Here is a 15,160-nt window from a genome sequence, read left to right on the forward strand (position 1 = left end):
CCCGAGTCCCCCCTGCCCCCCTGCTCCCTTGCCTCGACCGAAGGGGTTGGGGATGAATTTCTGTTGTGTCAACTCAGGACGGTTGAGGTAGCCTCGCGCCAACCCTGCACCACCGATATGTAATTCTCCTGGGACACCTACGGGAACTGGTTGCAGGTATTGGTCTAGGATGTAAATCTGCGTGTTGGCTATGGGTCGCCCGATAGAAGTTTTGTTGTCGCTATCTGTGCATTTTGCCACTGTAGCACAGACGGTGGCTTCTGTTGGGCCATAGGCGTTGAAGAAGTTCCTGCCAGCAGACCATTGCTTTATGAGTTCTAAAGAACAAGCTTCTCCTGCCACAATCATGGTTTGTAGTGCCGGGAGTTCCTCAACAGGCAGGACTGCTAACGCCGATGGTGGTAAGGTGATATGGGTGATGCCATAATTGCGTAATAACTCAATTAACTGCATCCCAGGTAGTAGAGAGTCTTTTGTTGCTAAGTAAAGTGTTGCCCCTGATGCCAGACTCATGACAACTTCCGAAATGGAAGCATCAAAACTCAAGGAAGCAAATTGCAGAATATGACTGAAGTTCTGCACACCAAAAGTCTCAATCTGAGCTAAAGCTAAGTTACATAGTCCGCTATGGGCAACCATCACACCCTTTGGTTTGCCTGTGGAGCCGGAAGTGTAAATAATATAAGCTAAATTGTTAGGCGTAACTTGCAATATAGGATTTTCTTGTTTTTGGCGTGTAAATATTTGAGCGTCGCTATCTAAACAGATGAGCTTTGCTTGATGCTGTGGTAGCCTGTCAATGAGTTTTTGTTGGGTCAACAGTATACCAACTTGAGCATCTTCTAACATGAAGTTCAAGCGCTCGGTGGGATAATCTGGGTCAAGCGGCACGTAAGCACCACCCGCCTTGAGAATTCCCAGTAGTCCTACCACCATTTCTAGTGAACGTTCTACACACAACCCGACTAGCACATCTGCTTTTACACCCACAGACTGCAAGTAATGTGCTAATTGATTCGCGCAACTATTTAACTCATCATAGGTGAGTTGTTCTTTCTCATACACCACTGCCACTGCATCTGGGGTGCGCTGTACCTGCGCCTCAAACAACTCATGGATACACTGATCAAAGGGATAGTCTGTTTGGGTATTGTTCCACTCGACGAGTAACTGTTGTTGCTCAGGTTTTGTCAGCAAGGGTAATTGGGAAATCGACTGGTATGGGTTTGCTACAATCCCCTCAAGTAATGTGACAAAATGATTTGCCATCTGCTCAATGGTACTGCCGTCAAACAAATCGGTGTTATATTTCCAGATTCCTTGGAGCGCTTCTGTTGTATCAAAAAATGTCAAAATTAAATCAAAAGAAGTCGCTTTTGACTCTGGAGTTAGTGTCTTGACAATTAACCCATCACTATCGGTTATTGATACTTGTCCCTCATTTTGGTGGGAGCGATCCCAAACGATCGCTACCTGATAAAGTGGAGAACGGCTAGGGTCGCGTAATGGTTGCAGTCGCTCTACTAATAAAGGAAAGGGATAGTCTTGATTTTCTAGCGCACCTAACACACAAGAGCGCACTCGCCTCAGCAACTCTCTAAAGGTAGGATTTCCAGACAAGTCGGCTCGTAAAACAACTGGACTGGTAAAGTAACCAATAATCTTTTCAAATTCTTCAAGGCTGCGTCCAGCCATTGCAGAGCCAATTAGAATATCTTCTTGATTTGTGTAGCGTAGTAATAGTACCTGAAATACTGCCAGCATAACTGTGTAAACAGTTACACCTTCGGCTATTGCTAATTCTGTGAGCTTGTGGCTCAGTTTTTCGTCTAAAACGAAAGGAAAGGAAGCACCTTCATAAGTTTGTACTGGTGGTCTTGGTCGATCTGTTGGTAAATTTAGTATCGGTAACTCCCCAGCTAACTGCTCGCGCCAGTAATGCCACAGGCGTTCACCTTGCTGGCTTGCTAACATACGGGTTTCCCACTGTACATAATCTATGTATTGCAGGTTTTGGGGTGGGAGTGTTACTTCTAAGCCGTTGTTGATGGCTTGATAAATCAGCCTCAGTTCACCCGTCAGCAATTCCAAAGACCAGAAATCCACGACTATGTGATGTGCCGTGATTAGCAAAATCACTTCTTTTGCCGTCGATGCATCTGTTATAATTTCTCGAATTAACAGATGAAAGCGGATTACAGGCCCGTTGCTGAGGTCGAAGGGGCGATCGCTCTCACTCAAGAGCCAGTTTTGCAAGTCTTCTTGGCTCCAGTTAGCCGCTGTTTGCACAGTCAAGCAGACTTGTTGATTTTCTTGAATCGTTTGTACTGGTTCACCGTACTCCACGGTGTAGATAGTTCTCAAAACTGCATGGCGCTCAATTAAGGCTTGAGCTGCCTGTTGCAATGCTGCAATGTTGACATTAGATACCAATTGTGCTGCATAGGCAACATTGTAAGCTGCACTATCGGGTGCTAGTTGGTATAAAAACCAAAGTGCTTTTTGCCTATGGCAGAGAGGATAAGTTTGCTTTTGCAGCAGGGAAATAATTTCTGGCTTATATTGCTTAATTTCCGCCAACAACTCAGGGGTTAATGCATCTTCTGGAGCATCGTAGCAGAGTTTACCGTCCTCAACCCACAATTCTATACCTGCTACCAAAAGATTTTGAAGGAACTTGATTAAATTCATAACTCACCTCTAATCCTGGTCTGGTTTGTAGATGTGGTAGGTACAACAAAGGTTTTGGAAATGGAATTAACCTCGAAAAGTTGCTCGCTGACAATTTTTGTTAAACTAACGACACTGAGATTATCCAAGAATTTAGCGATCGCAATATCCACTCCTAAATCTGCTCTGAGCCGATTTCTGAGTTCGATTACTATTAAAGAATCCAGCCCCATTTGGTTTAAAGGCTCATCAATATTGAGCATCGATGCACTTGTTCCTAAAGCTTTGGCGATTTGCTGTTGCAGATAAGCAATTAACAGCGATTGACGTTTCTCTGTTGGAGCTATCTTTAACTGGTTTAAAATCTGAGGCTGTTGGACTACTTTCTGCTCAGTTAGTGTTTGTTTCTGGACTTTTGCCGCTAATTCAGTAAGCAACGCAGGGTAGTCACCCAATGGAAATTGCTCAAGCAGTTTCGACCAGTTAATCTGAATTACTCCAACTTGAGTGATATCTTGCTGCACTACTTGTTCGAGGATTTGTAACACCTGTGGCGCTGAGAACGGCTCTACTCCTTGAGCCATCAACTGGGCAAAGCGTCTGTCACCGACAACACGCGTCATACCCACCGTAGACCAAGGCCCCCAGTTTATACTTAGCGCTGGTAAACCGAGTACCTGGCGATGGTGTGCCAAAGCATCTAAAAATGTGTTTGCTGCTGCATAACTGCCTGAGCCGGAAGAACTAAATATAGAGATAGCTGAAGAAAAAAGTACAAACAAGTCCAAAGGTATATCTTTGGTTAGGGTATGTAAATTCCATGTACCGCTCACTTTGGGTGCAAAAACTTTAGTAAATCGTTGCCATTGCTGTTCTTGTAACAAGCGAGCTTCATAGATACCTGCGGCATGGATAACACCCCGCAACGGCGGTAAAGATGTTTTGATTTGAGTTAATAAACTAGCGACTTGCTCTTTTACAGATACATCAACTTGGACTACTACAACCTCAGTTCCAGTTTCTTCTAGTGTCCTTAAAGTTGCTTGAGCAGTTTCATCAGGGTGACTACGCCCTACTAAAACTAGATGCTTTGCTCCATGCTCTACCATCCATTGAGCTATCAGTAAACCAATTCCACCAAAACCACCCGTGATTAAATAGGTAGCATCAGCTTTGAGGCGCAAAGAGTTTTTGACAATTTTATTATTACGTACTAATCGCTGAACATACCTTTGTCCGTTGCGAAAAGCTATATGAGTTTCATTAACAGTTGGCTTGTGTGAAAAAATTTCGGCAAATAATGCTTGTGCATTGTTATTTCCTACAGGGTCTAGATCTACCAGAGTACAGTTAAATTCTGGATGCTCATCTTTAATTACTTTTCCTAGTCCCCACATAGGTGATTGCGCTACTCCCCCAAGTGTAGCTTCTTCACTCACTCGTTGTGCGCCTTGCGTCACCAGCCACAATGTAGGAGACGGTGAAAATCTTTGATTAATCAAAGACTGCACTAGGGATAAGACACCACCACATCCTATTTGTGAAGCAACCTCTAAGTCTGTTACTGTCAGAGCGTCTGCTGCAACTGTATTTAAGCCCCATAAATAAACTACTCCACGCCAGGCAGTTTTATCTTTTGCCGCTTGTTCAAGTAGTAGCTGAAAGTCTTTTGGTGATGTAGGGTTGATGCTGAACTCTTGGGCTGTTTTCTGTTTATATTCCTCACCAGGGAAGACGAGAGTAGCAGCTTGTTGTTGCGAGCATAAAAGTTCACTTAACTGCTGACCAATACCTTGATTGTCAGCAAAAATTAGCCAATTTTCTAGTGCTATTTTGCTTTGGTTTGGTTTAGCTGATTGAGCAATAATGACCGCTTGTTGTGATACAATTCCCTGATAACTTGGAGCAATGACAGTTGCATTTTGAAAGCCATTACTATGCAGTAACTTCTGCCAATTGTCAGTTGTCAGCAATGGGTAGTTGGGACGTAACTGCAAATCAGTAAATTTCCACCATCCATCTGTTAGCCCAAAAATTAAATCTAAACAGCGTGCTTTACTAGTTCCTTCTAATAGCAATAACATTCCTTGAGGAGCTAATAATTTGTGTACGTGCTGCAAAGAGACTTGCAAATCTTGAGTAGCGTGCAACACGTTAGCTGCTACAATTAAATCGTACTGATGTTCACTAAATCCTTGTAATTGTGGGTCTTTTTCGATGTCTAATAACTGATAGTTGACAAAGGAATAATTTTGAAACTTTTGTTTTGCCTGAGCAAGGAATAAAGGAGATAAATCAGTAAAGACATATTCTGTTTGCTGGGCATTAAAAGATGGCAATAGGTAGGAGGTGGTTCCGCCGGTGCCGCCACCAATTTCTAATACTCGCAGTTTACACCCTGGTGGCAAATCTTTTACTACTGATACAATGGCCTGCTGCATCAGGGTATTCATCACTTTTGCCACTGGTGAATCCTGATATAGCTGGGTTGCTGTAGTTAAATCACCTTCGGGAAATAGCAAATCTAGCGGATTAAGTTCTCCTCGCAGCACTTGTGCTAGATTCGACCCGCATCGCTGCAATAGGGTAAGTGCAGCAAAGGCATCTGGGTATTGAGATAAAAGGCTAGTTATCTGCGAGTCAGGATGCTGTATCTTTGGCAGTTTTACTACATACCATTGTTCGCCCTGGCGCTGGAGGATTTCAACTTCTACAAGCATCTCCAACAGCCGAGCCATTAGCCGCGAATGTTGGTTAACTACACCCAATTGTTGTGTGATGTCTGCAAGACAAAATTGTTGCCCCAACTGAAAGTTGAATCCCATTTCTTGGAATGCTGTGATGACATAGGCAATACTCAAAGCTTCCAGTTGAACTAATGCTTCTTGATATAGTTGATTTTCTGCCGATATTAACTGCTGTGTTTGAGGTAAGAGGCGATCGCCTATTTCTTTGGCAGTAGGTATATAATCTGCAATTGACTGCTGGATACTACCTTGCGATCGCCACACTATTTCGTAACAGCAATCTCGGATAAAATCTGGTATTTGGTATTGTTTGTGTTCTCTGATTAAAACTGCTAATAGTTCAGGTAATAATTTTAGTTGTTCTTGTGAGAAATTCCCTGCTTTCTGTACTAGCTGAGTTAACTGTTCAGTATCTCCTTGTTCAAGAAAGTTAGTAATCGGAGTCTGGATATTTTCTGGCAATAAAGACTCTGCTTGTTGATATCTTTGTGCGGAAGTTGGAATCCAGTAGCGTTGCCTTTGCCAGGGGTAAGTTGGCAGGCTGATCAGCTGTCGCGCATAACCTCTTTCCAAGCCAGACCAGTCTACAGCTACTCCACAGACATATAATTTTCCTAAACTCTGGAGTATTTGCTGCCAATCATTTTGTCCTTGACGCAGACTAGGAAGCCAAACACCTTCTTTTTCAGGAAAACAGTTGCGCCCCATTCCTAACAAGGTAGGTTTTGGCCCAATCTCCACAAAAATTTCATAACCATCAGTATGAAGTGTTTTTAAGCTATCGGCAAATTGCACACAACAACGTAAGTGTTTCACCCAGTATTCAGGGGTAATATCTGCTTGAGTTAATCGTTTTCCTGTCAGGTTAGAAATTAAGTCAACTTGAGGTGCATTATATGTGATACTAGCTGCAAATTGATGGAATTCTGTTAGGATTGGCTCTATTAAGGGTGAGTGAAAGGCATGGGAAACTTGTAGTTTTTTTGTCTTAATTCCCTCTGCTTCTAGGGCAGTACAAATTGACTGAATTGCCTGCTGTTCGCCAGAAATTACAGTATTTTGTGGTGAGTTTTTAGCAGCAAATACGACTTTTGTATAGTCTATTTTAGTAATTGCACGTATAGTGTCTGCCGCCGCAAACACTACAGCCATCTCTCCCCCTGGCGGTAATGTCTGCATCAAACGGCTTCTTGTGGCAATCAGCTTTAGTCCATCTTCTAGGCTGAAGACTCCCGCCACACAAGCAGCAACATATTCTCCTAAACTATGACCCATGACGGCGTTGGGTACGACACCCCAAGATTGCCAAAGTTTGAAGAGTGCATATTCAATGGCAAATAAAGCAGGTTGGGTATAGGCGGTCTGGTCTAGTGGCGAAGTCTTTGTTGGTTCGGGGTAAAGAACTTTAATTAATGACTTGTCTAAATAGTTATGTAAAATTTCCTCACAACGGTCTAGGGTTTGCCGAAAGACGGGCGCTGTTTCGTATAGTTGGCGTGCCATGCCAATATATTGCGAGCCTTGTCCAGTAAATAGAAATGCCACTTTCGGAGGCTTCTTATTCTTTACTTGACCACTAACAACTGTGACAGTCTCTTGTGAAGTCGTAAAGGCATTTAGTTCCTTTTGCAACTGCACAATAGAATCAGCGACAACAGCGAGACGGTAGTTAAAGTGAAATCGCTTTGTATTAGCAGTAAAACAAACATCTGCTAACGATATCTCAGGGTGGTTGTTCAAGAACTCCTGATAACGATGTGCCAGTTCCAAGAGAGCATCTTCACTTTTAGCTGACAGGGTAAGAAGTTGTACAGGATGTTCAATGACGTTATTCTTGGGAATTTCTGGGGGTGCTTCTGTTAACACTACATGAGCATTTGTGCCGCCAAATCCAAAGGAACTAACCCCAGCTATTGCCAAATCATTTCCTTGGGGCCACGGTTCTAAGGTTTGTTGAACTCGTAGGGGCAGTTTATCAAAGGGAATATAAGGATTTGGCTTTTGAAAATGCAGGTTTGGGGGAATTTTTCGATGTTTGAGAGACAACGCTACTTTAATTAACCCAGCAATTCCGGCTGCTGCTTCTAAATGTCCAATGTTGGTTTTTACTGAACCTACACGACAATAATTTCCAGGGTGTCGGCCTTGTGTTAGTACCTTTCCCAGAGCTTTCATTTCTAGAGGATCGCCTAAGCTCGTACCTGTACCATGAGCTTCAATGTACTGCACCTGACCTGGTGAGATGCCTGAGTTTTGGTAGGCAGAGCGCACAACGGCTTCCTGTGCCTGGGGATTGGGGGCTGTAAGTCCATTGCTACGCCCATCTTGGTTAATAGCACTTCCCTTAATGACAGCGTAAATGCGATCGCCATCAGCCACAGCTTGCGATAGAGGCTTTAAAATCACTACACCTGCCCCCTCGCCACGAACGTAGCCATCTGCTCGTTCATCAAAGGTTTTGCAACGTCCATCACAAGCCATGAACCCTGCTTTGGCAAAGTTAACGGTAGCTTCAGGTAACAATAAGGCATTCACTCCTCCAGCCACAGCCAAGGTAGACTCTTGATTCCATAAGCTCTGACATGCATAGTGAATCGCAACGAGTGAAGAGGAGCAAGCCGTATCAAATGCTACGCTTGGCCCCATAAAATTAAACAAGTAGGAAATGCGGTTAGCGGCGATGGAATGAGAAGCCCCAGTACTCATATACATGTCTTCGGTGGCATTATCCCAGGTCAATACAGAAAAATCTTGTGATGATATTCCTATAAAGACACCTGTGTGGGTACCTTGGAGATGCTCTGGTATTTGCCCAGCATCTTCTAATGCTTCCCATGTGACCTCCAGCAACAATCGCTGTTGGGGATCTATGCTCATCGCTTCCCGTGCAGAAATACCAAAAAATTTAGGGTCAAATTGATCTATCTGTTCTATAAAACCACCCCAATAAGTTTTTGTTTTATCTAATTTTTTTGTATTTGGATCTAAGTGCCATCGAGAAGCAGGCATTTCTGTAATGGCATCTACACCGTTGCATAGCAACTGCCAAAAAGCTTCCGGATGATTGGCTTGAGGAAAACGACAGCCTATGCCTATGATTGCAATTTCTTCTTTATTCATTGTTAAGTATATGTTTTAAAATAAGAATTATTTATGAATTATTTACAACTGAAAGTTACAGGCAGAGATTTTAAGCCCCGCAAGGCTAAATTCTTTCGCCACTCTAAGTTGTCTGAAGCTAACTGTAAATCAGGAAATTGTTGCAGCAGTGTGTTAATAGCAATTTGAGCCTGAACGCGTGCAAGGGTGGCTCCTAAACAGTAATGAATACCATCTCCAAAAGCAAGGTGATTATTCTCAGTTCGATTAATATTTAACCGATCTGGGTCAGGAAATTGGGCTGGATCTCGGTTAGCTGCTCCTAAGCAAAGAAGTATTTTTTCACCTGCTTGAATTGTTTGGTTGCCTATTTCTATGTTTGCGATCGCAATCCGGTTTGTGAGTTGAACTGGGCTATCGTAGCGAAGTATTTCTTCAACAGCATTTTGAATCAGTGTTGGTTGCTGTTTGAGCTTTTCCATTTCTTCTGGATGGCGAAGCAATGCCAGCATTCCGTTACCTATTGTGTTGACTGTGGTTTCTTCACCTGTTGCAAATAACAATATACAAGTTGACAATAGTTCTTCTTCGCTGAGCTTGTCACTTTGCTCTCTAGCTGCAATCAAGGCACTGATTAAGTCTGGTTGTGGATTTTTTTCTCGTTCGGCAACAAGAGTGCGTAAATACTCTTGAAACTCATTGATAGCCTGATTCATGGCTTCATATTCTTCTAATGACACCAGTGCATCTAATATGCGAGACAAAACATTAGACCACTGATGAAGCTGGTCTTGAGCTTCATTCGGTATTCCCAACATGCTACCAATTACAGTTACAGGCAGTGGACTAGCAAGGTCGGCAATAATATCTATATTTCCTGTGTTCTGAACTTTGCCCAGCAACTCATTCACAATTTGCTGGATACGGGGACGCATTTGTTCAACTACTGTAAAAGAAAAGGCTTTTGTGACTAAACTGCGTAATCTCGTATGATCCGGCGGATTCATATAAAATAAGAATCTATTGCTGATAGAAGCTAGAGCATTTAAATTCCTGCCTTTGTCTTGGAGGTATTGGTTTTTTTCTTTAATTAATTCTGGCTTGTCATGGCTACAAACACGACCACTTTTTAAAATTGCTTTCACATCAGCGTAGCGGGTCAGTACCCAATCACCATCAACAAAGTATCGGTGTAAAGGTTCTTCACTGCGGAGGTGATGGTAAGTTGGATAAGGATTAGCGCGAAATTCTCTGTTCAAAGGATTGAATTTGAATCTTTTGACGGGACTGAGTTTTTTTGTCTGATTATTTGTGTTGGAAGTTACGTTCATTGAATGCATCTTTCTAAACTGCAACTGGAAAAGTTGTTGATTGCAATAATTGATATTCCGCTGCTAAATACTGGGCTAGCACTTCAATGTTGGGGTACTCCCAAAAAAGAGTAGGTTCAAGTTCACAGCCAAGCCATTGTGCTAATTCACCTGTTAAGCTAACTGCTACTGCGGAATCTAAGCCATATGTAGCAAAAGGCTCTTGAATGTCTATTTCATCGGGGGACACTTTCAAAGACAAGGCCAAATGAGAAACTAGCCAAGTGGCGATCGCTTCTTCTGTAAAAGCTGGTGAGAAGGATTCGCCATCGGCTGGCGATTCTTGTGAATTTTGCACTTCTTCCCACAGGGCTTCTACTTCTTGTTGGAGTTGTAGTGAGTCTATTTGTTGAAGATTTGTTGTCCAATCTCCGACGACATCCAAACTTCCATTCAAAAAACCATCCCGACAAGCATGGCGCTGAATCTTACCGCTGGATGTTTTCGGGATACTGGCTGGCTTCACTAGTACAACAGCATAGACTTGTAGCTCGTGCTGCTGGAATATTGCTTGACAAATTGTCTTAGCTACTTCATCCACATCTAGCTTTTGTAAGTAACTTCGCTCTATTTCTTGAACAATGACTAGCCTTTCAATACCTTCTACCTGCACAGAAAATGCTGCACCGCAATTCAAACGCAGTGCTGGATGGCTCTTGTGGACTGTCAATTCAATATCTTGAGGATAATGATTTTGCCCTCGAATAATAATCATGTCTTTGATGCGACCTGTGAAGAATAACTCGCCATCAAGCAAAAATCCTAAATCTCCAGTGCGAAGAAATGGCCCTTCTTTTGTGTCTTGCAGTTGTGCATTAAAGGTATGTTGAGTTTCTTGAGGTCTTTGCCAATAGCCACCAGCCACACTCGGCCCACAAACCCAGATTTCTCCTATTTGTCCATCTGGACACTTAGTTAATGACTCAGGGTTAACAATGAGGATTTTTTGGTCTAACCAACTCTTACCCACACCAACAATTGCTCTAGTATCCTTTTGCTCTGTTGCGGCAATTTCTACTAGGTTTTGCTGCAAAGCTTTTTCTTTCACAAACTTAGTAACTGGTGGAGCTATTTTTAAACCCCCAGACACTATTAAAGTTGCTTCCGCCATTCCATAACAGGGGTAAAAAGCACTTCTTCTAAAGCCACAATCTTTAAAGGTGGCTGAAAACTTTTCAATAGTTTCCGCACGCACAGGTTCCGAACCGTTGAAAGCAACTTCCCAACTGCTTAAATCAAGCTGCGATCGCTGTTCTTTCGTAATTTTGTCAACACACAAATCATAAGCAAAATTAGGCCCGCCGCTAGTCGTTGCTTGATAGCGAGAAATTGCCATTAACCACCGTAAAGGTTTCTGAAGAAATGCCGTAGGTGAAATCAAAAAGCTTGGCATGCCTAAATACAATGGCTGTAGTACATTCCCAATCAGTCCCATGTCATGAAATAAGGGCAACCAACCAACAAATATAGTTTCTTGTGTATGTTGAAATGCTGTCTTAATCATTTCCTGGTTGTGCAGCAAATTCTCATGACTTACCATCACTCCTTTCGGTGTCCCTGTAGAACCTGAGGTGTACTGGAGAAATGCCAAAGTGTCGCTAGTTATTTTTAAGGGTTGCCAATTTTGTCCAAAGTTGTCGTTAAGCTTTTCGGTAGCTATGTAATTCAAACCTGCTAGGTCTGGTTCTTGTTTTAAGCTGTGTTCAATATTAGTCAGAACAGATGTTGTTGTAAGGGCGAAACTAGCCTGGGCATCTTTCACAATCGCTTGCAACCTTATCATACGTTGATTACGACGCGGTGGATATACGGGAACTGCTGTAACACCTGCGTATAAACACCCGAAAAAAGCGATAATGAAGTCTAATCCGGGTGGGTATAAAAGCAGCGCTCTTTCTCCAATAGCTTTCATGCTCTGTAACTTGGCAGCAAGCGATCGCGCTTTTTGGTCTAATGCTTGATAAGTTAAGCTAACTTCTTCTGTTTCCCCATCTACCAAAAACGTATATGCTATTTGCCTTGGTTGCTGTAGCGCTCTTTTGTGTAATAGGTCAACCAAAGTAGCTTCAGCAAGAGTAGGCTGTAAAAATAAATTGTTGTTCATCAGCTCCCCTGTCTCATTATAAGTACGCAACAGTAAATTGAGAATAATTTTATATAGAAGCAAGTTTATGTTGATAAACTTGAACTTGTATAGCGTTTCCTAGTCTGGTGAGCTACAGTAGCAATGGATAAACCAATTGCGAATATCATTTCAAGAGACTTTACTAAAGGCTATTTCAATCATTTTGCTATAGAGAAGGATAATTTATAGCACCGAGAACCGTAGTACATTCTTAATGTTTGACCAGCAATTTCCGCGCTTATGAAAAATCAGGATAATATGGCAGTCAATAAAAAATTAATTTAGCTTTGGCAGCCTCAATTAAACTTTTAATTTCTTTTCCTTGATGATGGAACAATTATTTAGAACAACATAAGCACCTTACTAAAGCAGTTAGTAACAAAGTTTTAATGGTTAACTTTGTCTATTAATTATGAGTGTTCCTCAAGTTGATAAACTCAATTATCCTAAATGTAAATTCCTTAATAGAAATCTTTGCTGAGCAATTTACTGGTTGTTTAAATTATTGTAGTGGATTCCCGCACTTACATCAACTTACATGATAATAAGCAAACAATCAAGTAGTTTGATAAAATATTTTGCTTTTCCTACTTTCCCAAAAATATTAATCTTAAAAGTAAGAAAAGTGGGAAAAGTAGGAAAAACTGAAAAAATCAATCTATACCATATTCCACCACTCATGAAAGGTTCACGGTAGGGGCTTCAAAAGTACGCTTTTACAATACAAATAGTCACATCCTGAATATTGACATGCTGTATTATTTCTTAACATAATAAATTTAAATACTACTTCTAGTAGTTGACAAATTCTCTAGAGAAGATTGCAACTATCGCAGTGCAGAGATTCGCTCTTGTGGTTTATTCATAAGTTTTTGAAGGATTGATACAAAGCATCCCACTTTTCCTACTTTCTTACTTAATTTAATAAGTCCTTTTCTAAATCAATATTGACATACTGTATTATTTCTTAACATAATAAATTTAAATACTACTTCTAGTAGTTGACAAATTCTCTAGAGAAGATTACAACTATCGCAGTGCAAAGATCCGCTCTTGTGGTTTATTCATAAGTTTTTGTTAGTTTCACTCTTCCACGCGGATATCTCTGCATCATCTCCCTCACCGCCACCGCCTCACCAGGAGCCGTATACACAACCCCAAGAGACATCGCCAGCGCAATACGCTGCTTCCTGAACCAGCGCTTATACGCGTTACTTTTCGTTATAACGATATTCTTTACCTTTGCCCCGCTCTTGCACGAATTGATAAATAACCCCGTTGGATTCTGACACCATCCCTCCGTAAGCGCCTTTTTCACCCGTGCGATCGCTTCACTGTACTCAGCTGGTAAAATCCGTTCTTTGGGGAATGGAGCGCTCTTGGCATCCAAATCGAATGGCACTAAGTTTATTTTTATCTGTTAAGGCAAGCTGGGGGTGCTGGGGGAGACAAAAAACAAGTAATTTTTATGAGATTTTAGTGTTAAAGAATACTTTATTTTCCTCTTTTCTCCCCCAGCTTCCCCAGCTTTTCTTAGTAACATTCGCATCCAAATCATTGTCAGGACTTACGCAACTGGCACAAGCGATCGCTAATTACTGGTACTTTAGTACTACAGAACTGACGCAACTGACACAGGCGATCGCTAATTACTGATACTTTAGTACTATAAAAAGGGGTTTTTGAAATCAGCCCTTTTTGGAATTGTTGATAGTAACTAATCAAGTAGATTCCGAAAAAGATTTTCAAACTATTTATAAAATCAAGCATAGTTTGCTTTCTAATTATTTAATCGAGCAACTAAAACGTCCAGATGTTGCTATGTCGATAGCTTAGTTTTTTTAGGCGCTCCGCACGCCATTGCTTATGCCAGTTGCGTAAGTCCTGATTAGATAGTATTAGTCGAGACATTGGTTTGAAGGCAAAAGACGAATGCTATGCGTAATGGGAGCAAGCGTGAATAAAAGTGCTTTTGCCCTCCCCCAACAGTCAATGGTCTATTGAACAGTACCGATAGCAGATTTAAGTTGAAGTTTAATATTTGTACCCTTTTTGAGGACAACTTCTCCACCAGGGCTAGATAAAACGAAAGCAGCCGCAGCCGCACCACCTGCTAGTCCACCATGCTTGAACTTGGCTTTATCACCAAGAAAATGACCTGCAACTGCACCACCTAAAATAATTCCTGCATTTTGAATGAATTTACCTTTAGTTTTTGTTTCGAGTTGAGTGTTTATTAAAGTTGCGTCAATGGGATAAGATGAGCCATCTTTAAGTGAAACATCGTCAAAAACCAAATGCAAACTAGCCTTCTTGCCTTTAGCAGCTTTGACTACATCTTCTAAATGTCCTTGAATTTGACCATCTTTAAGAATTGGATTGCCTTTGAGTAAGGAATTCTTAATTTTTAAGACAAAACGGTCATTATTTTGGTTTTTACCTGTAGATATTTCTTGTTGAAGAACAGTATCAAAACTCGTTCCAGCAGGTACGGTTATTTTTTGATTGTTAGGCTGACTAGACGCACTATCAACTATTGCAGTTTTATTGTTAGTAGAAGTAACGTTAGTCTGGCTACTTGTTTTATTACAAGCTACCGTAGTACTTAAGAGAACAGCACTCAATAGTAATGGGAACAGATTTTTCATGACTGCGTTGTTGATGAAATGGATGAGAAGAATACAATCTTTTGATAAAGACAAAAACTACACAAGCTGAAACTTTGCAATCAAAATATCCTCAATTTCAAACTGAAAATACCAAAAATAAATAAAAATTAACACATCAAAGAGGATAGTGAAGAAAAATAAGTATTTGGGTTTGGTGCTGACTTGAGGGTGAAAATTGGGTGCGATCGCTGTTTTGTATTTTATGTGGTACACCTTTACGGATGTGCTAATTGCAACGAACCTATCACCTCATTGAAGTTTCGTTTTTGTCCTTACTGTGGAACTTCATACAAGGAATCTAAAGATTCTCTGGCTTCTACTAAAACTCAATAATTTTAGTAGTATTTAATACTTTTCATTTCAATCATTACGGTGAAATTTTACGAAGTTTTTAAACTAAGGGATTTACCTTTAACAAGCGTGCCATTCGGGTAGAACCAAGCGCAACTATTTTTGATAAAGTGATGCTTTGTCAAACGC

The 15,160-nt window shown here is 41.3% G+C and carries 6 protein-coding genes; all 6 read right to left on the reverse strand.

Annotated features, from left to right (window positions below; translation table 11 throughout):
- On the reverse strand, positions 1-2,691 hold a 2,691-nt coding region (locus tag I8748_RS17370), incomplete at its 3' end, for a non-ribosomal peptide synthetase (RefSeq protein WP_198125824.1).
- Entirely contained in the window at positions 2,688-8,537 is a 5,850-nt protein-coding gene (locus tag I8748_RS35160; RefSeq protein ID WP_225896456.1) for a type I polyketide synthase, read from the reverse strand. The genes I8748_RS17370 and I8748_RS35160, both read right to left, overlap by 4 nt.
- 38 nt (positions 8,538-8,575) lie before the next feature.
- Entirely contained in the window at positions 8,576-9,847 is a 1,272-nt protein-coding gene (locus tag I8748_RS17385; RefSeq protein ID WP_198125825.1) for a cytochrome P450, read from the reverse strand.
- 13 nt (positions 9,848-9,860) lie between these two features.
- Positions 9,861-11,990, reverse strand: coding sequence for an AMP-binding protein (locus tag I8748_RS17390; RefSeq protein WP_198125826.1), 2,130 nt, complete (start codon positions 11,988-11,990; stop codon positions 9,861-9,863).
- A 1,081-nt stretch (positions 11,991-13,071) separates the two neighbouring features.
- On the reverse strand, positions 13,072-13,413 hold the full coding sequence (locus I8748_RS34630) for a hypothetical protein (RefSeq protein ID WP_214662623.1): 342 nt from the start codon (positions 13,411-13,413) through the stop codon (positions 13,072-13,074).
- 595 nt (positions 13,414-14,008) lie between these two features.
- Positions 14,009-14,659, reverse strand: a complete 651-nt coding sequence (locus I8748_RS17395) for a hypothetical protein (protein WP_198125827.1) — start codon at positions 14,657-14,659, stop codon at positions 14,009-14,011.
- Positions 14,660-15,160: the final 501 nt, after the last annotated feature.

The sequence above is a fragment of the Amazonocrinis nigriterrae CENA67 genome (assembly GCF_016056305.1).
Classification (GTDB): domain Bacteria; phylum Cyanobacteriota; class Cyanobacteriia; order Cyanobacteriales; family Nostocaceae; genus Amazonocrinis; species Amazonocrinis nigriterrae.

Bases quoted from the DNA above. Each gene is read 5' to 3' on its own strand.
- I8748_RS35160 (WP_225896456.1), bottom strand. From the start codon at position 8,537: ATGAATAAAGAAGAAATTGCAATCATAGGCATAGGCTGTCGTTTTCCT.
- I8748_RS17385 (WP_198125825.1), bottom strand. From the start codon at position 9,847: ATGAACGTAACTTCCAACACAAATAATCAGACAAAAAAACTCAGTCCC.
- I8748_RS17395 (WP_198125827.1), bottom strand. From the start codon at position 14,659: ATGAAAAATCTGTTCCCATTACTATTGAGTGCTGTTCTCTTAAGTACT.
- I8748_RS17390 (WP_198125826.1), bottom strand. From the start codon at position 11,990: ATGAACAACAATTTATTTTTACAGCCTACTCTTGCTGAAGCTACTTTG.